The sequence below is a fragment of the Pseudomonas sp. NPDC089422 genome (genome assembly GCF_044749405.1).
Classification (GTDB): Bacteria; Pseudomonadota; Gammaproteobacteria; order Pseudomonadales; family Pseudomonadaceae; genus Aquipseudomonas.
In genome coordinates, this window is sequence record NZ_JBIVHW010000001.1 from 655,657 (window position 1) to 673,662 (window position 18,006).

Genomic DNA, 18,006 nt, shown 5'->3' on the forward strand with positions numbered 1-18,006 from the left:
CACTGGGGAGATTCACTATGTCGCAAGACCTGATCACCATGCTCGAACGCGCCTTCGAAGAATCGACCAGGCTCTACAAGGAGCGTGGCTTCCAGCGCCGTATCGGCTTCGGCAAGCGCCCGGCGTTGATCAACGTCGACCTGGCCAACGCCTGGACCCGGCCAGGCAACCCGTTCACCTGCGAAAAGATCGACGACGAGATCATCCCCGGCGTGCAGCGCCTGATGAAGGTGTTCCGCGCCAACCACTTCCCGATCGTCCACGTCACCACCTGCTACCAGAACACCGACCGCCAGGACCCCAACACCGACATGGGCCAGTGGCACAACAAGATCCCGGTGGACGTGGTCAACCAGGCCGATGAAAACCTCTGGGCGATCGATTCGCGCATCGCGCCGGTGGATGGCGAGTTCGTGCTGGTGAAGAAGCGCGCCAGTTCGTTCAGCGGCACCTCGCTGGCCGGTTACCTGCGCTCGGCCGGTGTCGACACCATCCTGGTCACTGGCGTCACGGCCTCGGCCTGTGTGCGTACCACCCTGTGTGACGGCCTGGCCGAAGGCTTCCGCACCATCGCCGTGAAAGAGTGCATCGGTGACCGGGTACCGGGCGCAGTGGCCTGGAACCTGTTCGACATCGATGCCAAGTTCGCCGACGTGGAAACCGTCGACAGCTGCCTGGATTACCTGGCCAGCATCGGCAAACGTTGATCGTCCGGGTGTGACCCGCGCCATGCTGAAGCCCGGCTTCAGCATGGCGCGTTGCGTTTGTCCAGACCCATGGCTGAAACACACCCGTACGCCAGGCTCATTGATAGCAAGCTAAGCGATTGTTAAGGTCGGCCTCCCAAGAATAATCATGAGCGTCGGCGTGCTACTCCTGCCGAGCAGCCTGCCTGGATCCCTGAATATGCCTGCCAGATCTTCCCTAACCCTGAACGCGCTGTGCCTGGCGCTGCTGTCGCTGGCCACCACCGTGCACGCGCAAGACAACCCCCTGGAGGAACAGGCGTTTGCCCGTGCCGCGCAGGTCGAGCAGCAGATGATCGCGTGGCGCCGCGACATCCATCAGCACCCGGAACTGGGCGAGCAGGAAACCCGCACCGCCCAGCTGGTCGCCGAGCACTTGAAGAAGCTGGGCATGGAAGTGCACACCGGCGTCGGTCGCACGGGAGTGGTCGGCATCCTGCAGGGCGGCAAGCCCGGCGCGACCGTAGCCCTGCGTGCCGACATGGACGCCTTGCCGGTCAAGGAACCGGCCGGGCTGCCCTTTGCCTCGACTGCACGGGGCACCTATCACGGCCAGGAGGTGGATGTGATGCACGCCTGCGGCCACGACACCCACACCGCCATGCTGATGGCCACCGCCCAGGTACTGGCAGGCATGCGCGACAGCCTGCCAGGCAGGGTCATGTTCATCTTCCAGCCGGCCGAAGAAGGCTCCAGCCTGGTCAAGGGCGGGGAAGGGCGGCGCTGGGGCGCGCAGCTGATGCTGCAGGAGGGCCTGTTCGACACGCTCAAGCCCGATGCGGTGTTCGCCGTGCACGTGATGCCCGGGCCTTCGGGGCAACTGAGCTGGCGCTCCGGGGCCACCACGGCCAGTAGCGACGACCTCAGCATCAAGGTGATCGGCAAGCAGGGCCACGGCGGCATGCCGTGGAACACCGTAGACCCGGTGGTGGCCTCGGCGCAGGTGATCACCGGGCTGCAGACCGTGGTCAGCCGCCGCACCAACCTGACCCAGTCGCCGGCGGTGGTAACCGTGGGCATGGTGCAGGGTGGCAGCGCGCCGAACATCGTGCCGGAAAGCGTCGACATGGCCGGCACCATTCGTACTTACGACCCGGGCGTGCGCGCGCAGGTGGCTGCAGATGTGAAACTGACCTCCGAGAAGATCGCCGAGAGCGCCGGGGCCACGGCCAAGGTGTCGATCGTGCCGGCCTACGATGTGACGATGAACGACGCGCAACTGGCTGAACGCATGGCGCCGGTGCTCGGGCGCGCGGCCCATGGCAAGGTCGCGACATCGCCGCTGGTGGGGGCGTCGGAGGACTTCTCGTTTTTCGCCGGGCAGGTGCCGGCGTTGTACTTCTACCTCGGGGTGACGCCGCAAGGGCAGGACCCGGCCAAGGCCGCGCCAAACCACAACCCGCGCTTCTTCGTGGATGAAAGTGCGCTGATCGTGGGCGCGCGGGCGTTGTCGGGGATGACCGTGGACTATCTGACGCAGCAGGCTGCCACGCGCTAGGCGCTGTACGCCAAACGTTTTTTTCTGCGGGCGAGCGGCGAAGCCTGTGATAATGGAGGGCGATCACAAGGGCCATGCCATGCTGACCATCTCCAATAACGTGCACCTGCCAGATGCCGAAATCGAACTGAGCTACATTCGCGCACAAGGCGCAGGTGGGCAGAATGTCAACAAGGTGTCCAGCGCGGTACACCTGCGCTTCGACATTCGCGCTTCGTCGTTGCCCGCGTTCTACAAGGAGCGGCTGCTGGCGCTGCGGGACAGTCGCATCACCGGCGACGGCGTGTTGATCATCAAGGCCCAGCAGTACCGCACCCAGGAGCAGAACCGCGCTGACGCACTGGCGCGTCTTGCCGAGTTGATCATCACGGCCGGCAAGACCGAGAAGAAGCGCCGCCCCACCAAGCCGACCCTCGGCTCCAAGACCCGCCGCCTCGAAGGAAAAGCCCGGCGCAGCAGTGTCAAGGCGGGCCGGGGCAAGGTGGAGTTCTAGACGCTCCAGGCCTTCCGGCAGGCCCCTCAGGCTCATCTAAGTTTTCATCCGTAACCTCCGCTGCACACACCCTGAAGGGACTGTAGGAGGTACACCCGATGAACACTGCCAGCAGCGGTTGGCTCAACAAGGTCCCGGAAGTGACGCTGTCCTTTTGGATCATCAAGATCATGTCCACCACGGTCGGCGAGACCTTCGCCGACTTTCTCGCCGTCGACGTCGGCTGGGGCCTTGCCATCACCAGTGCAGTGATGGCAGTGCTGCTGGCTGGCGCCTTGGCCCTGCAAATGCGCAAGCGCAACTGCGAACCTTGGATCTACTGGCTCTGCGTGGTGCTGGTGAGCATCCTGGGCACGCAGATCACCGACATCCTCACCGACGAGCTGGACATCAGCCTGTACGCCAGCACGGCGTTCTTCTCGGTGCTGCTGATGGCCAACTTTGCCATCTGGTACGCGGTCGAACGCAACCTGTCCATTCGCGAGATCGTCAGTGCCCGACGCGAAGGCTTCTACTGGGCCACCGTCCTGTGCACCTTCGCCCTGGGCACTGCAGGGGGTGACCTGGCAACCGAGGCGCTGGGGCTTGGCTTCGGTGTCGGCAGCGTCATCTTCGCCGCGCTGATCGGGGTCTGCCTGCTCGCCTGGGCCCTGGGCGCCAGCACGGTACTGGTGTTCTGGGTGGCCTACATCCTGACACGCCCGCTGGGGGCTTCGCTGGGCGACCTGCTGACCCAATCCCGTGACTACGGTGGCCTCGGCATGGGGGCCACCTGGACCAGTGCGATCTTCCTGTGCGTCATTTTCATCCTGGTCTGCGTGGCCCAGTTCGCCGCCGGCCAATCCAGACGAATTACCCCTTGATAACGAGGTAGCACCGATGATTTTCAACACGCTGCTCAAAACGCTGGCCGTTGCCTGTGTCGCTGGCGCACTGCTGGCAACCCAAGGCTGTTCCAAACCGGATGAGCCGGCCCAGGCCGCAGGCATCCATGCCCCGACCAAGCTGGGTGACCTCAGCGCATTCCGCAGCATTGCCGTGGATGTCGCCGCCAAGGTGGATGCCCAGGACCTGCCGGCCGCCAAGGCGCGTATCAAGGACCTGGAAAAGACCTGGGACGACGCCGAGGCCGGGATCAAGCCGCGTGCCGCCAGCGACTGGCATGTGCTGGACAAGGCGATCGACCACGCACTGGATGCGCTGCGGGCCAGCCAGCCACAACAAGGCCAGTGCAAGGCCGCGATGACCGACCTGCTGAAAGCGTTCGACACGTTGCAGGGGCAGGGCTGAAGATACCCTGTCGGCCGTCGGCCGGGCTATTGTTGGCGCCACAGGTTCACAGCGGGGAAGCCCATGCGGGTATTACTGGTCGAGGATGACGGCATGATCGCCCAGGCGCTGCAGGACGCCCTGGGCGCGGCGGGGTACGCCGTGGATTGGGTCGACAATGGCCTGGTGGCCGAGGCCGCCTTGCGCACGCAACACTACGACCAGGTATTGCTCGACCTGGGTTTGCCTGGGCAGGACGGCCTGCAGTTGCTGCAGGCGCTGCGTGCAGCCGACAACCCGGTGCCGCTGCTGATCATCACCGCACGCTCGGGGCTGGATGACCGGGTGTGCGGGCTGGATGGCGGTGCGGACGACTTTCTGCAAAAGCCTTTCGAGATGGCTGAACTGCTCGCCCGGATGCGCGCGGTCATGCGCCGCAAGGGCGGGCGGGCAGCGCCTGAACTGGGCAATGGGACGCTGAGCCTGGACCCGGTCAGCAAATGCGCACGCGTTCTGGACCAGCCGCCTGTGCAGCTTTCCAACCGCGAGTTTGCCTTGCTCCAGGCCTTGCTGGTGCGCCCTGGCGCGATCCTCTCGCGCAGCGAACTGGAAGACCGGATCTACGGCTGGGGCAACGAAGTCGAAAGCAATGCCGTGGAGTACATCATCCATGCCCTGCGCCGCAAGCTGGGCAAGGACGTGATCCGCAACATCAGGGGGTTGGGATGGATGGTCTCAAAGGACGCCTGAAACAGTCGCTGCAACTGCGCCTGTCGGTGGCGCTGTCGGTTGCGATCCTGCTGGTGGCAACCCTGAGCGGCGCGTTCAGCTACCTCACCGCCTACGATGAAGCGCTCGACCTGCAAGACAACAGCCTGCACCAGGTGGCCGCGTTGTACATGCGCCAGGGCCTGGCGTTCCGCTACCCGGACACCGCGCATGCGGACGATGAAGAAACCCGTATCGTCATCCAGTACCTGGCCGATGGCCAGTCGGTCGGCCACGCTGATGACAGCCAGCTGCCATTGCCCATACCGGGCGCGGTGGCGGACGGCCTGTCGACGGTGGTGGTGGGCAACGAGCCTTTTCGCGTGCTGGTCAGGACTGACGCGGCGGGCAGGCGTTTTGCCGTGGTACAGGAGATTGACAGCCGCAATCGCGATGCGCGCAAAAGCGCCTGGCGTGCGCTGCTGCCCTTTGCAATCCTTTTCCCCATCCTGTTGCTGGTGGTGGCCAACCTGATCCGTGAGCTGTTCAGGCCGGTCTCGACCTTGGCGGCCATGCTGGACACCCGCGACGACCAGGACTTGCGCCCGATCGATGAGCACCTGCTGGCCACCGAGATACGCCCGTTCGTCCAGGCAATAAACCGGCTGCTCGGGCGCGTATCGCGGACCCTCGACGCCCAGAAGCGCTTTGTCGCCGATGCGGCGCATGAGCTGCGCACCCCGCTGACCGCACTCTCGTTGCAGGCCGAAGGGCTTGAACATGAGGCCATGTCAGCACGTGCCCAGGCGCAGATGGTGATGCTGCGACGCGGTATCGGCAGGAGCCGCAAACTGATCGAGCAGCTGTTGGCATTGGCCAGCGCGCAACTGGCCGATGCAACGTCAGGCTCGGTGTCATTGCATGAAACCTGTCGCCTGGTGCTGGAGGACTTGTTGCCGCTGGCAGAGCAGAAGCAGCTCGACATCGGCCTGGAAGGTGATGATGCGCAGCTGCCGATGCAGGAAGTCGAACTGCGGACCGTGATCAAGAACCTGGTCGACAACGCCATCCGCCACGCGCCGGAGGGCGGGCATGTAGACCTGCAAGCAACGCAGAGTGCTGAAGGGATCATGCTGTGTGTGCTTGATGACGGCCCTGGTATTTCTCCGCAAGACTGGGAGCGTGTATTCGATCCTTTCTATCGGGGCAATGAACAGGTCGGTGAAGGTTCCGGCCTGGGGCTGTCAATCGTGCGTACTATCGTTCAGCGCTCTGGCGGGGAGGTGACAGTAGGTTACGCTGATGACGCAAAGCGGTTGGGCTGGCGCGTGTGCTTGCGCTGGCGGGTCGCTGTCGTTTGAGCCATGCAGTTGTGGGTATTGAAGGGCTGACCCGTTGGCGTTACCACGGCCTGAGCGCTTCAGAAATCCCGCTCGCCTAGCGCCCCAGCAACTGTCCCACCAGCCACTGCCCGGCGGGCCCCAGCGCCTGCTGGCGCGACCACGCCACATCCATGGCCACCCGCCGCGGGTAGCCGGCCATGGGCAACTCCACCAGGCCACTGCCGAAGCGCGCCACCAGCGCCTTGGGCAGTTCGGCCCAGCCGAAGCCGCGCACGGCGAACTCCAGCAAGGTCAGGTAGTCCGGCGCCGACCAGGCCTGGCCGTGGCCATGGGGCAGGCTCGGGGCGTAGGTCTTGATGTACAGCTGGCGTTCGTTTTCCAGGTGCTGCGGCTGCAACGCCGGCAGCTTCGCCAGCGGGTGTTCGCTGCTGACATAAAGGCAGAACTCCGCCTGTTCGGGCAGCCGCGCCACGCTGACATCCGCCGGATAACGGTCCTGGGCGGCGAGGATGCCGATGTGCGCCAGGCCTTGCTGCACCAGGTCGATCACGTCGGCGTCTTCGGAGGGGCCGCAGCGCAGCTCGGTGTGCGGGTAGTGCTCGGCAAAGCGGCCCATCGCCGCGCCCTGGAAGGTCACGCTGTAGCTGTCGGACATCACCACCGACACCAGCGGTTCGACCTGGTCAGCCAGGCGCACGGCCAAGGCGTCCAGCCGGGCACTGGCATCGAGGATCGCCTCGACGTGGTTCAGCACCTGATGGCCGGCGGCATTGAGCGTCGGGTGGCGGCCGGCGCGGTCGAACAGCGGGCAACCGATGTCGGCCTCGAAGTTGGCGATGGCGATGCTGATGGTCGACTGGCTCTTGCGCAGCTTGCGCGCGGCGGCGGAGAAGGAGCCGAGGGCGGCGGCTTCGACGAAGGCGACGAGGGCTTCGGGGGAGTAGCGCATGGGTATCGATAAAAGCCATGGAAGGTGTGCCTAGAGTATCGACCCCATCAAAGTGACAGGCAAGCAGGGATGTTGGTTCCGAAGGCTTAGCCAGTGGCGCACGCTATAAGCCAGTCGATCAATACCTGTAACCTTTTGGGCATCGGGTCGTGATGGGGGTAGACCAGGAAGTAGCCGTAGCTGGAAGCATCCACAAAATCGCCGAACGGCAGAACCAGCTCGCCTTGTGCAATACGTTCTCTGACCAGTTGTTCCCGGCCGATGGCAATGCCGGCGTGGTTCAGCGCAGCGAGCGTGCACAGGTCTGAACGATCAAAAGTGAGGAACCGGCGCGGCAGTTTGATACCCACACCAGTGCTGTTGGCCCAGAGCTGCCATTCTGCATCGAATGCGGCGTTGTCCCAGGCCGCAACGTCATGCAATGCAGTGCACTGTTCCACCTGTCGCAGGTCACCTGCCAAGGCATGGGTTTTTGCGTACTGGGGCGAGCACACCGGGGCGATCCGCTCGTTCATCAAGTGGATGCTCTGCAACCCGGGGTGATGCCCGTCCGAGTAACAGAGGACCAGATCGATCTTGCGTGTGCGGTAATCGATGCTCTCGTTACCGACCCTGATGTCCAGCTGGATATCAGGGTAGCGTGCGGTGAACTGGGCCAGCCGCGGCACCAGCCAGCACTGTGCAACGGACGGACGTACATACAAGGTCAGCTGGCCGGCGATCTCGGCGTGGGCGCGCGCCTGCACGGCCTCGCCGAGTTCGTCCATGGTCCGCTGCATCACGTTGAACAGACGTTCGCCGTCTTCGGTGAGGCTGACCTTGCGCGGCATACGGTGAAACAGCTTGAACCCCAGCTCATCTTCCAGGCGGTTGATGCGATGGCTCACGGCACTGGCCGTCAGGCACAGCTGATCGGCTGCGCGAGAGAAGCTCAGGTGTCGTGCGGCCACCAGAAAAACATGCAGACTGCCCAGGTGCGAGCCGTTGAGTTTCACTGGGGTACCGCTGCCGGGTCTGTTCATTGACCAATCCTTCTGCGCAGTTCATCGACTGCAGTTACGCCGCCGGAAGACTTCTTCCCTTCGCCAGGTAGGCGTTGAACTCATCGTCCGGCACCATGCTGCCACCCGTTCCCCAGACGAGGTGGGTAGCTTGCTGCAGTTGGGCCGGGGAGAGGCCCAGGCGAGTCAGATAGTCGCTCGCCTGCAGCACCTGAACCATCCCGGGTACGCCGGCCAGCGCAGAGGGCTCCAGCTTGACCTTGTCCTGTTCGAAGGCAATCACCATCAGCCGGTACAGTTCTTCATCGGTCACCGTGTAGTAGCCATCGATCAGTCGCTGCATGGCTTTGCCGACGAACCCGGACGGTCGCCCGACCGCCAGGCCGTCGGCGGCGGTGATGTTGTCGATGCCGAAGTCTTGCACGCTGGTTGCGTCGTGCAGGCCGGTGTACACCCCCAGCAGCATGCAGGGCGAGTGGGTGGGCTCGGCGAAAACGCAGTGCACGGCATCGCCAAAGACCAGCTTCAAGCCGAAGGCGACGCCGCCAGGGCCGCCGCCGACACCGCAGGGCAGGTAGACGAACAGTGGGTGATCGGCGTCCACGTTGATACCGGCCTGGTCGAATTGCCGGGCCAGGCGCTCGGCGGCTACGGCGTAGCCCAGAAAGAGCTGTGGGGAGTTCTCGTCGTCGACGAAATAGCAGCTGGGATCGGACGCTGCCTGCTGGCGGCCTTGCTCGACGGCAACGCTGTAGTCCGAGGCGTGTTCAATGACCGTTACACCGTTGGCGCGCAGCTTGTCCTTTTTCCACTGCCTGGCGTCGGACGACATGTGCACGCTCACCTGGAAGCCCAGTTTCGCGCTCATGATGCCGATCGACAAGCCCAGGTTACCGGTCGAACCCACGGCGATCTTGTACTGGCTGAAGAACGCGCGCGCCTGCTCGCTGGCCAGCAGGGCATAGTCATCGGAGGGCGTGATCAGGCCGGCTGCCAAGGCCAGGTCCTCAGCGTGCTTGAGCACCTCATGAATGCCGCCGCGGGCCTTGATCGAGCCTGAAATGGGCAGGTCGCTGTCGGCTTTCAGCCACAGGCTACCTACATTCTGCAGAGATCCTTCTTCGATCAGCTGCTGGCGAAGCTGCGGCAGCGGGGCGATGTGCGACTCGATAACCCCACCGCTAGCGGCCGTTTCGGGGAACACGCTGGCGAGGTAAGGCGCGAACCGTTGCAGTCGCTGGCTCGTGGCCTGCACGTCTGCAGCGGTCAGGCCCACGTCGCTCAACGCTTCTGACGCCTTGGCAATACCAGGGTTGAACCAGCTGGTTTCCTTCAGGGCGACCAGATCGGCGATGATCGGGTGGCTTTGTTGCCAGGCTTGTAGGGTTTTTCCGTGAATCATGATTTCACCTGTAGCGCAGTCTTTGCACAGTAGATCAGACAATTTTCGAAAGCAGCAGGGTCAGGCACAAGGCAATCACCGAGGCCAGCACGGTCGCTGCGGTAAATTTCTTTAGCGCATCGCTCAGCGACAGGCCGAGGTATTCCTTCACCACCCAGAACGCCGAGTCGGTAATGTGCGTCCAGCCAATGGCCCCGGCACCGATGGCGATCACCAGGATTTCCCGGTTGTATTCGGGGTGTTGGCCAAGCATCGGCATTACCATGCCGGCCGCGCTGATCATGGCCACCGTGGCCGAGCCGACCGCAAAGTGCATGATCCCGGCGATCAGCCAGGCGAGGATGATCGGGTTGAGCTGGGTCTGGTTGAGCACGTCAGCCAGCGCCTTGCCGATGCCGCTGCCTACCAGCATGTCGTTGAAGGCGCCACCGGCACCGATGATCAGCAAGATGCCGGCCAGGGGTGGGAAGCAGCGTTGGGTCAGGTTGAGCAACTGCGCCATGTCCAGACCGCGACGCAGGCCCAGCGTCCAGTAGGCGAACACCACCGACAGCGCCAGGGCGATCAGCGGATGGCCAACAAAGGTCACCCACTCGTAGAGCGTGGTACCTTTGGCCAGCACTGTGACGGCCAAGGTCTTTGCGACCATGAGCAGCAGCGGCAGCAGCACCGTGGCGAGGGTGATGCCGAAGGACGGCAGCGGCTGGTCGTCGGCCTGGGCCTCGCTGCGTGCGGCAAGGAAGGCCTGTTGCACTGGCGTCGCGCCATGGTTGCAGGCAAAGCGTACCCAGATCGGGCCAGCGATGATGGCGGTGGGCAGACCCACGATCAGGCCGTAGAGGATGACAGTGCCGATATCGGCATTGAGCATGCCGGTAATGGCCGTGGCAGCCGGGTGCGGTGGCAGGATGCAGTGCACCACCATCAGCGAGGTGGCCAGCGGCACGCCGAGGTACAGCATGCTGATGCGGGTTTGCCGGGCGACCACGTAAATCAGCGGAATCAGCAACACGAAGCCGACTTCGAAGAACACCGGGATGCCGGCGATGAAGCCCACCAGCATCATTGCCCATGACGCATTGTGTTCGCCCAGCAGGTTCAGCAGCGTGGTGGCGATGCGTTTGGCCCCGCCCGATTCTTCCAGCAGTTTGCCCAGGATGCTGCCCAGGCCGATGATCCCGGCGAGAAAGCCGAGCGTGCTGCCCATGCCCTTTTCGAACGCAGCCACCATGGCCGTAGGCGGCATGCCGGTGCCGAAGCCGACCACCAGGCTTGCAGCCAGCAGGGCGAGGAAGGGGTGGACCTTGAGTTTGCTGATCATCACCACGATCAGGAGTATCGCGGTGCCCAGGACGATTAACGAGAACGTTGGAGTCATCTTGTAGTTATCTCTGTCGCTGATCGCTTCCGTGCGAGCTTCTTGTTGGTTTCCAACCATTAGATTTCAGCGATTTGATCGACTCAAACGATCACTTTTCAATGCACAGGTGAACTCATGTCACCCATGGCATTGAGTTGGCATTCAGAGTGGGGGGGCGATTCAGTGCATCAGGCCAGGTCTGAGAACGCATCACGGCTACGAGGCGTTGGTCGACAGTTGTGCAGCGCCTGTGAGAACGAGCGCCGCCCGTGCGGCGCTCGGTTTCACAGGCGCTGTCTAATCAACGTCGAACACTTTTAGGCCATCACGCCCTTAATCCGGCGATAACGACCCACCGCTGCGGATCACTTGATCAGCGGCACGCCACTGAGCTTCTGCAGCTCATCGAAGTCGATGTCAGCACAGATCTCTACCACCTTCAGGCCATCGGCGGTCACTTCCAGCACAGCCAGGTCGGTGTAGATACGGCTGACGCAACCGATGCCGGTCAGCGGGTAGGTGCACTCGGGCACCAGCTTGCTTTCGCCGGACTTGGTCAGGTGGTCCATCATCACGAACACCTGGCGGGCGCCAGTGGCCAGGTCCATCGCGCCGCCCACGGCGGGGATCGAACCTTCGGCGCCGGTGTGCCAGTTGGCCAGGTCGCCCTTGACCGAGACCTGGAAGGCACCCAGCACGGCGATGTCCAGGTGGCCGCCACGCATCATCGAGAACGAGTCGGCGTGGTGGAAGAAGGCACCCCCGGTGAGCAGGGTCACGTGCTGCTTGCCGGCGTTGATCAGGTCATCGTCTTCCTCGCCCGGCGCCGGGCTTGGGCCCATGCCCAGCAGGCCGTTCTCGCTGTGCAGGAATACTTCCTTGTCGCCCAGGTAGTTGGCCACCAGGGTCGGGGCGCCGATGCCCAGGTTGACGTACGCGCCTTCCTGGATGTCCGCGGCCACGCGCTGGGCCATCTCGGTGCGGGAGAGCTTTTTGGTGATGGTCATGGCAGGCCTCAGACAGCGGTGGCGATCGAAGAAGCGGCAGCGCCGGAAACGGCGACCACGCGCTGGACGAAGATACCCGGGGTGATGATGTGTTCCGGGTCCAGTTCACCGAGCTCGACGATCTGGTCGACCTGGGCGATGGCGGTCTTGGCGGCCATGGCCATGATCGGGCCAAAGTTGCGCGCGGCCTTGCGGTACACCAGGTTGCCCCAACGGTCACCCTTGTGCGCCTTGATCAGCGCGAAGTCAGCGTGCAGCGGCATTTCCAGGACGTACTGGCGGCCGTCGATCTCGCGGGTTTCCTTGCCTTCGGCCAGCAGGGTGCCGTAGCCGGTCGGCGAGAAGAACGCACCGATGCCCGAGCCTGCGGCGCGGATACGCTCGGCCAGGTTGCCTTGCGGTACCACTTCCAGCTCGATCTTGCCGGCGCGGTACAGTTCGTCGAACACGTAGGAGTCAGACTGGCGCGGGAAGGAGCAGATGACCTTGCGCACGCTGCCGGCCATCAGCAGAGCGGCCAGGCCGATCTCGCCGTTGCCGGCGTTGTTGCTGATGATGGTCAGGTCGCGGGCACCGGTGGCGATCAGGCCATCGATGAGTTCGGACGGCATCCCGGCGGTGCCGAAGCCTCCGACCATGATGGTCGAACCGTCGGTAATCCCTTCCACCGCGCTGGCGATGGACTCAAACGTTTTATTGATCACAGCGAGCTCCTGGTTCTTCCTGGAGTATGGATTGTCGACCTGGCCGCGTGTTGACGCGGTGGGGCCATTCAGCGCGTTGGCGTTGTGTGCTGACGTGTCCATAGCGTGCCGCAATACGGTGCAACAGTAGAGAGGGTGGAGAGGAATTTGTGCGATTACCGAACTGTTGTGCGATTTATGAACGGCTCGGATCACCGCTGTTCATTCGGATGCAAACGACGGCCGTTCCGCGAACCAGGCCACTGCCAGTGCCTTGAACGCCTCGGCCGAAGGCGTCAGCGGATAGCGCTGGTCATGCGCCAGGACGATGCTGTGGGTTGGCAATTTCTCCTCGGTCGGCCGACAGACCAGCGCCTGACCATCGTAACTACGGTCACCAAAAGGCCGGGTGTAGATCAGCGCCACGCCAAAGCCATTGGCGACCAGGCTGCGCTGCAACTCGAAGGTGCGCACACGGTGCACGACGGCGGGTGAAAGGTCGTAAAAGCTGAACAGATCCAGCACGTGCTGCCAACTTTGCGCCTGATCGGTGACCACCAGGGTGTAGTCGGCCAGCGCCTTGAGGCTGACACGCGGCTCCTGGGCCAACGGGTGATCGGCCGCCAGCAGTACCTGGGCGGTCAGCTGGCACAGCTCGGTGGTTTGCGTGTTCGGCGGCAAACCCAGGTCGTAGGTGATGGCCAATTCGATCGCCCCCTCGCTGAGCCGCTTGCCCACGTAATCGAAGCTGCCATCGCGCATGTCGACGGTGACCCTTGGGCAGGACTCCTGCATTCGTCGCACGATTTGCGGCAGGCAATAGGGCGCCAGGTCTTCAAAGCAGCCGACCACCAGTTCGCCGACGCACTCGCCGGCATTGGCATGGATCTCGGCAAAGGTCTGAGCCTCTGCCAGCACGCGGCGGGCCTGGGCCATGACGGTACGCCCGAACGGGGTCAGCGATATGCCCAGGCCCCGCTGGCGGATGAAAATCGCTTGCCCCAGCACCTCCTCCAGCTCGGTGATGGCGGCCGAGATGGACGGTTGCGAAACATGAAGCTCCATGGCGGCAGTGGTCAGGTTGCCGTGCTTGGCCGCTGCGAGCGCATAGCGAAGTTGTCGCAGGGTGAACTTCATAGCTTTTTCCGTTGTGATGCATCAGGACTTATTATTTTATCCTTTTTTTTTGTTGTGAAATATTTCTCCTGCGCAGTGATCATCATGTTTGGGAGCGTCACAATGACAATTACAAAGGCTCTGCTGACCACGACTCTTTCTTTCGGGCTGCTGGCGTCTGCGGGCGCCAGCCAGGCGGCCGGCTGGTGCGAGTCTGGCAAACCGGTGAAATTCGCCGGTTTGAACTGGGAAAGCGGGATGTTGCTCACGGATGTGATGCAGTTCGTGCTGAAAAATGGCTATGGCTGCGATACCGACAGCCTGCCGGGCAACTCCATCTCCATGGAGAACGCCCTGAGCAGCAACGATATCCAGGTGTTTGCCGAAGAGTGGGTAGGGCGCAGCGAGGTCTGGAACAAGGCGGCGGCTGCCGGCAAGGTCGTCGGCGTCGGCTCGCCGGTGGTCGGCGCGGTCGAAGGCTGGTATGTACCGCGTTATGTGATCGAAGGCGATGCCAAGCGCAAACTCGAAGCCAAGGCACCGAACCTCAAGAGCATCGCCGACCTGGGCCAGTACGCCCAGGTGTTCAAGGACCCGGAAGAACCGGACAAGGGCCGCTTCTACAACTGCCCGGCCGGCTGGACCTGCGAGCTGGACAACAGCGCAATGCTCAAGAGCTACGGCCTGGAAAACACCTACACCAACTTCCGCCCGGGCACCGGCCCGGCACTGGATGCCGCCGTGCTGTCGAGCTACAAGCGTGGCGAGCCGATCCTCTTCTACTACTGGTCGCCAACCCCGCTGATGGGCCAGGCCGACCTGGTCAAGCTGGACGAGAAGCCAGGCGTGGACAAGTCCGTGACCATCAAGGTGGGTGTGTCGAAGGCCTTCCACGAGCAGGCGCCGGAGCTGGTGGCGGTGCTGGAAAAGGTCAACCTGCCGATCGATCTGCTGAACCAGAACCTGGGGCGCATGAGCAAGGAGCGTATCGAGTCGCCGGAGTTGGCCAAGTTGTTCCTCAAGGAGCACCCCGAAGTCTGGCACAGCTGGGTCAGTGAAGACGCAGCCAAAAAGGTAGACGCGGCACTCTGAGGGTGTGAGCGGGTCCGGCGCCTGCCGGGCACGCCATACAGCAGTCCGCTTCAAGCACTTGCTCGAGAGAATCCCATGTTTCCCAAGAACTTCACGTTTTCCATTGCCGACTGGGTCAATGGCTGGGTCGATGCGCTGGTCACCCACTACGGTGACGTGTTCCGGCACATTTCCGACACCCTGCTGTGGGCCATCGTCAACCTCGAAGGCCTGCTGCGCGCCACCCCCTGGTGGCTGATGCTGGCCGTCGTCGGCGGTATTGCCTGGCACGCCACCCGTAAGATCGTACCCACGGCGGTGATCGTCGGTCTGCTGTTCCTGGTCGGTGCGGTAGGGCTCTGGGACAAGCTGATGCAGACCCTGGCGCTGATGCTGGTAGCCACGCTGATATCGGTCCTGGTCGGCATCCCGCTGGGCATCCTGTCGGCGCGCAACGATCGCCTGCGGGCGGTGTTGATGCCGCTGCTCGACATCATGCAGACCATGCCCAGCTTCGTGTACCTGATTCCGGTGCTGATGCTGTTCGGCCTGGGCAAGGTGCCGGCGATCTTTGCCACCGTCATCTATGCCGCCCCGCCACTGATTCGCCTGACCGACCTGGGCATTCGCCAGGTGGACGGCGAGGTCATGGAGGCGATCAATGCCTTTGGTGCCAATCGCCTGCAACAACTGTTCGGCGTGCAGCTGCCACTGGCGTTGCCGAGCATCATGGCCGGCATCAACCAGACCACCATGATGGCCCTGTCGATGGTGGTCATCGCCTCGATGATCGGTGCCCGTGGCCTGGGTGAAGACGTGCTGGTCGGCATCCAGACCCTGAACGTGGGCCGCGGCCTCGAAGCGGGCCTGGCCATTGTGATTCTGGCGGTTGTGATCGACCGCATTACCCAGGCCTATGGCCGGCCACGGCATGGGGTGGGCAAATGAGCGCCAAGCAGATGATGAACAAGATCGAAGTCAAGAACGTGTTCAAGATTTTCGGGGCTCGCGCCGAAGATGCCCTGAAGCTGATCCGTCAGCAAAAACCCAAGGATCAGGTGCTGGCCGAAACCGGCTGCGTGGTCGGGGTCAACGACCTGTCGTTGTCCATCGGCAGCGGTGAGATCTTCGTGATCATGGGCCTGTCGGGCTCGGGCAAGTCGACCCTGGTGCGTCACTTCAACCGCCTGATCGACCCTACCAGCGGCCAGATCCTGGTCGATGGCGAGGACATCCTGCAGTACGACATGGACGCCCTGCGCGAATTCCGCCGGCACAAGATCAGCATGGTGTTCCAGAGCTTCGGCCTGTTGCCGCACCGTACCGTGCTGGACAACGTCGCCTATGGCCTGAAAGTCCGTGGCGAGAGCAAGGCCACCTGCACCGAGCGCGCCCTGCACTGGATCGCCACCGTGGGCCTCAAAGGTTACGAGAAGTCTTACCCGCACCAGCTGTCGGGCGGCATGCGCCAGCGCGTCGGCCTGGCCCGTGCCCTGGCGGCCGACACCGACATCATCCTGATGGACGAAGCCTTCAGTGCGCTCGACCCGCTGATCCGTGCCGAAATGCAGGACCAGTTGCTGGAACTGCAAAAGACCCTGCACAAGACCATCGTCTTCATCACCCACGATCTCGACGAAGCGGTGCGTATCGGCAACCGGATTGCCATTCTCAAGGACGGTCGCCTGATCCAGGTCGGCACACCGAAGGAAATCCTCTACCAGCCTGCGGACGACTACGTCGATCGTTTCGTGCAGCGCCGCGTAGCTTCGCATTAAGGAACCGCGTGTATGTCGATTGCTGAAAAAATCATCATCGCCGATACGCCCGTTCGCTGGCAGGACGTGGTGGCCGTGGCGCGGCATGGGGCGAAGCTTGAGCTGGCCCCGTCGGCCTGGGCACGGATCGAGAACGCCCAGGCGATCGTCCAGCGCATCGTTGCCAGTGGTGAGCGCGCCTATGGCGTCAACACCGGGCTGGGCGCCTTGTGCAATGTCTCGCTGCAGGACGAACAACTCAGCCAGCTGTCACGCAACACCTTGCTCAGCCATGCCTGTGGCGTAGGTGCCGCGCTGTCGGACGAACAGACCCGGGCGATCATCTGCGCGGCGATCATCAATTTCTGCCAGGGCCGTTCCGGCCTGCAGCGCAAGGTGGTCGAGGCGCTGCTGACCCTGCTCAACCAGCACATCACGCCGCAGGTGCCGAAACAGGGGTCGGTGGGCTACCTGACCCACATGGCCCATATCAGCATCAGCTTGCTGGGGGTTGGCCAGGTCAGTTATCGCGGCCAGATCATGCCGGCGCAGCAAGCCTTGGACGAGGTGGGGCTGGCACCGGTGAAACTGGGCGCCAAGGACGGCCTGTGCCTGGTCAACGGCACCCCGTGCATGACCGGCCTGAGCTGCCTGTCCCTGGACGACGCCACGCGCTTGAGCCAATGGGCGGACGTGATCGGCGCCATGAGCTTCGAGGCCCTGCGTGGCCAACTCGATGCCTTCGACCCTGAAATCATCGCGATGAAACCGCACCCCGGCATGCAGCGCGTGGGCAGCAACTTGCGTCGCCTGCTCGACGGCAGCGAAATCATTGCCAGCAGCCATGGCATTCGCACCCAGGACGCCTTGAGCATTCGCTCGATTCCGCAGGTTCATGGCGCCGCGCGCGATCAGTTGGCACACGCGGCGCGGCAGATCGAAACCGAGCTCAACTCGACGACCGACAACCCGATGTTGCTGGGGACGCCCGAGTCGTATCGGGTGGTTTCCCAGGCCAATCCCCACGGCCAGTCCGTGGCCATGGCGGCCGACTTGCTGGCCATCGCGGTGGCCGAGATCGGGGCGATTGCCGAGCGCCGCCTGGATCGCCTGATCAACCCGCTGGTCAGCGGCTTGCCGGCGTTCCTGGTCAGCCAGCCGGGGGTGAATTCGGGGATGATGATCGTCCAGTACGTGGCCGCGTCACTGTGCGCAGAAAACCGTCAGCTGGCACAACCGGCCGTCATCGACAACTACGTCACCTCGGGCCTGCAGGAGGATCACCTGAGCATGGGTACCAATGCCGGCTTGAAGCTGCACCGCGCCCTGGAGAACTGCACGCAGATCCTCGCCATCGAATACCTGTTGGCGGCCCAGGCCTTCGAGTTCCTCAAGGAGCAGCGCTTCGGCGCAGGTACCGGGGTCGCCTGGCGGTTGCTGCGCGAACGGGTCCCGGCCTATGCCCAGGACCGGTGGCTGGCCCCGGATATTGCCAGTAGTGCAGCGATCTTGAAGGATCCTGGTCTGCTTGGTGCTACGTTTTCCGACTTGCTGTGAAGGATATATTGATAAAAGCGATATCAGCTATATCGCGAGTATCGGT

Annotated in this window: 18 protein-coding genes; 11 read left to right on the forward strand and 7 right to left on the reverse strand. The window is 63.3% G+C overall.

The features are described from left to right. The first annotated feature begins 17 nt into the window (after positions 1-17). From ACIPZ8_RS02980 to ACIPZ8_RS03010, 7 genes are all read left to right on the forward strand, one after another. Entirely contained in the window at positions 18-707 is a 690-nt protein-coding gene (locus tag ACIPZ8_RS02980) for an isochorismatase family protein (protein ID WP_400719500.1), read from the forward strand. A 199-nt stretch (positions 708-906) separates the two neighbouring features. Beyond that, entirely contained in the window at positions 907-2,244 is a 1,338-nt protein-coding gene (locus tag ACIPZ8_RS02985) for an amidohydrolase (protein ID WP_400719501.1), read from the forward strand. Between the two features lie 79 nt (positions 2,245-2,323). Next, on the forward strand, positions 2,324-2,737 hold the full coding sequence (gene arfB / locus ACIPZ8_RS02990; protein WP_400719502.1) for an alternative ribosome rescue aminoacyl-tRNA hydrolase ArfB: 414 nt from the start codon (positions 2,324-2,326) through the stop codon (positions 2,735-2,737). Positions 2,738-2,835: 98 nt separating this feature from the next. Continuing rightward, positions 2,836-3,600 (forward strand): hypothetical protein, encoded by a 765-nt coding sequence (locus tag ACIPZ8_RS02995; RefSeq protein WP_400719503.1) that lies wholly within the window; start codon positions 2,836-2,838, stop codon positions 3,598-3,600. 16 nt (positions 3,601-3,616) lie between these two features. Next, the gene (locus ACIPZ8_RS03000; RefSeq protein ID WP_400719504.1) at positions 3,617-4,027 is read left to right on the forward strand and encodes a hypothetical protein; all 411 of its coding nucleotides are present in this window, start codon (positions 3,617-3,619) and stop codon (positions 4,025-4,027) included. 63 nt (positions 4,028-4,090) lie between these two features. Beyond that, positions 4,091-4,756, forward strand: a complete 666-nt coding sequence (locus ACIPZ8_RS03005) for a response regulator (RefSeq protein ID WP_400719505.1) — start codon at positions 4,091-4,093, stop codon at positions 4,754-4,756. Further along, the gene (locus ACIPZ8_RS03010; RefSeq protein ID WP_400719506.1) at positions 4,732-6,075 is read left to right on the forward strand and encodes a sensor histidine kinase; all 1,344 of its coding nucleotides are present in this window, start codon (positions 4,732-4,734) and stop codon (positions 6,073-6,075) included. The genes ACIPZ8_RS03005 and ACIPZ8_RS03010 overlap by 25 nt, the downstream gene beginning before the upstream one ends. Before the next feature lie 76 nt (positions 6,076-6,151). On the opposite strand, the gene ACIPZ8_RS03015 is transcribed toward ACIPZ8_RS03010, so the two are convergent. The 7 genes from ACIPZ8_RS03015 to ACIPZ8_RS03045 form a co-directional block, all read right to left on the reverse strand. Beyond that, the gene (locus ACIPZ8_RS03015) at positions 6,152-7,006 is read right to left on the reverse strand and encodes a LysR family transcriptional regulator (RefSeq protein ID WP_400719507.1); all 855 of its coding nucleotides are present in this window, start codon (positions 7,004-7,006) and stop codon (positions 6,152-6,154) included. Between the two features lie 86 nt (positions 7,007-7,092). Next, positions 7,093-8,028 (reverse strand): DNA-binding transcriptional regulator DsdC, encoded by a 936-nt coding sequence (gene dsdC, locus ACIPZ8_RS03020; protein ID WP_400719508.1) that lies wholly within the window; start codon positions 8,026-8,028, stop codon positions 7,093-7,095. A gap of 34 nt (positions 8,029-8,062) precedes the next feature. Continuing rightward, positions 8,063-9,409: a D-serine ammonia-lyase gene (locus ACIPZ8_RS03025; RefSeq protein ID WP_400719509.1), complete on the reverse strand. Its 1,347-nt coding sequence runs from the start codon at positions 9,407-9,409 to the stop codon at positions 8,063-8,065. Between the two features lie 34 nt (positions 9,410-9,443). Next, complete coding sequence (locus ACIPZ8_RS03030; RefSeq protein WP_400719510.1) at positions 9,444-10,787, reverse strand: gluconate:H+ symporter; 1,344 nt, start codon at positions 10,785-10,787, stop codon at positions 9,444-9,446. Between the two features lie 347 nt (positions 10,788-11,134). After that, positions 11,135-11,776, reverse strand: coding sequence for a 3-oxoacid CoA-transferase subunit B (locus ACIPZ8_RS03035; RefSeq protein WP_060507495.1), 642 nt, complete (start codon positions 11,774-11,776; stop codon positions 11,135-11,137). Between the two features lie 8 nt (positions 11,777-11,784). After that, positions 11,785-12,480 carry a 3-oxoacid CoA-transferase subunit A gene (locus tag ACIPZ8_RS03040; protein WP_294323657.1) on the reverse strand — a complete coding sequence of 232 codons (696 nt, stop codon included), beginning with the start codon at positions 12,478-12,480 and terminating at the stop codon, positions 11,785-11,787. 201 nt (positions 12,481-12,681) lie between these two features. Continuing rightward, positions 12,682-13,596, reverse strand: a complete 915-nt coding sequence (locus ACIPZ8_RS03045) for a LysR family transcriptional regulator (protein ID WP_400719511.1) — start codon at positions 13,594-13,596, stop codon at positions 12,682-12,684. Positions 13,597-13,698: 102 nt separating this feature from the next. Here ACIPZ8_RS03045 and ACIPZ8_RS03050 point away from each other — a divergent pair, with 102 nt between their 5' ends. The 4 genes from ACIPZ8_RS03050 to hutH all read left to right on the forward strand — a co-directional run bounded on the left by ACIPZ8_RS03050 (position 13,699) and on the right by hutH (position 17,960). Continuing rightward, positions 13,699-14,667, forward strand: a complete 969-nt coding sequence (locus tag ACIPZ8_RS03050; RefSeq protein WP_400719512.1) for an ABC transporter substrate-binding protein — start codon at positions 13,699-13,701, stop codon at positions 14,665-14,667. 75 nt (positions 14,668-14,742) lie between these two features. After that, positions 14,743-15,594, forward strand: a complete 852-nt coding sequence (locus ACIPZ8_RS03055; RefSeq protein ID WP_400719513.1) for an ABC transporter permease — start codon at positions 14,743-14,745, stop codon at positions 15,592-15,594. Then, the gene (locus ACIPZ8_RS03060) at positions 15,591-16,424 is read left to right on the forward strand and encodes a glycine betaine/L-proline ABC transporter ATP-binding protein (protein WP_400719514.1); all 834 of its coding nucleotides are present in this window, start codon (positions 15,591-15,593) and stop codon (positions 16,422-16,424) included. Before ACIPZ8_RS03055 ends, ACIPZ8_RS03060 begins: the two co-directional genes overlap by 4 nt. Before the next feature lie 12 nt (positions 16,425-16,436). Next, positions 16,437-17,960 (forward strand): histidine ammonia-lyase, encoded by a 1,524-nt coding sequence (gene hutH / locus ACIPZ8_RS03065; protein ID WP_400719515.1) that lies wholly within the window; start codon positions 16,437-16,439, stop codon positions 17,958-17,960. Positions 17,961-18,006 lie beyond the last annotated feature (46 nt).

Coding starts and splice junctions, on each gene's coding strand:
- ACIPZ8_RS02980 (WP_400719500.1), top strand. CDS start 18: ATGTCGCAAGACCTGATCACCATGCTCGAACGCGCCTTCGAAGAATCG.
- ACIPZ8_RS02985 (WP_400719501.1), top strand. CDS start 907: ATGCCTGCCAGATCTTCCCTAACCCTGAACGCGCTGTGCCTGGCGCTG.
- arfB (WP_400719502.1), top strand. CDS start 2,324: ATGCTGACCATCTCCAATAACGTGCACCTGCCAGATGCCGAAATCGAA.
- ACIPZ8_RS02995 (WP_400719503.1), top strand. CDS start 2,836: ATGAACACTGCCAGCAGCGGTTGGCTCAACAAGGTCCCGGAAGTGACG.
- ACIPZ8_RS03000 (WP_400719504.1), top strand. CDS start 3,617: ATGATTTTCAACACGCTGCTCAAAACGCTGGCCGTTGCCTGTGTCGCT.
- ACIPZ8_RS03005 (WP_400719505.1), top strand. CDS start 4,091: ATGCGGGTATTACTGGTCGAGGATGACGGCATGATCGCCCAGGCGCTG.
- ACIPZ8_RS03010 (WP_400719506.1), top strand. CDS start 4,732: ATGGATGGTCTCAAAGGACGCCTGAAACAGTCGCTGCAACTGCGCCTG.
- ACIPZ8_RS03015 (WP_400719507.1), bottom strand. CDS start 7,006: ATGCGCTACTCCCCCGAAGCCCTCGTCGCCTTCGTCGAAGCCGCCGCC.
- dsdC (WP_400719508.1), bottom strand. CDS start 8,028: ATGAACAGACCCGGCAGCGGTACCCCAGTGAAACTCAACGGCTCGCAC.
- ACIPZ8_RS03025 (WP_400719509.1), bottom strand. CDS start 9,409: ATGATTCACGGAAAAACCCTACAAGCCTGGCAACAAAGCCACCCGATC.
- ACIPZ8_RS03030 (WP_400719510.1), bottom strand. CDS start 10,787: ATGACTCCAACGTTCTCGTTAATCGTCCTGGGCACCGCGATACTCCTG.
- ACIPZ8_RS03035 (WP_060507495.1), bottom strand. CDS start 11,776: ATGACCATCACCAAAAAGCTCTCCCGCACCGAGATGGCCCAGCGCGTG.
- ACIPZ8_RS03045 (WP_400719511.1), bottom strand. CDS start 13,596: ATGAAGTTCACCCTGCGACAACTTCGCTATGCGCTCGCAGCGGCCAAG.
- ACIPZ8_RS03050 (WP_400719512.1), top strand. CDS start 13,699: ATGACAATTACAAAGGCTCTGCTGACCACGACTCTTTCTTTCGGGCTG.
- ACIPZ8_RS03055 (WP_400719513.1), top strand. CDS start 14,743: ATGTTTCCCAAGAACTTCACGTTTTCCATTGCCGACTGGGTCAATGGC.
- ACIPZ8_RS03060 (WP_400719514.1), top strand. CDS start 15,591: ATGAGCGCCAAGCAGATGATGAACAAGATCGAAGTCAAGAACGTGTTC.
- hutH (WP_400719515.1), top strand. CDS start 16,437: ATGTCGATTGCTGAAAAAATCATCATCGCCGATACGCCCGTTCGCTGG.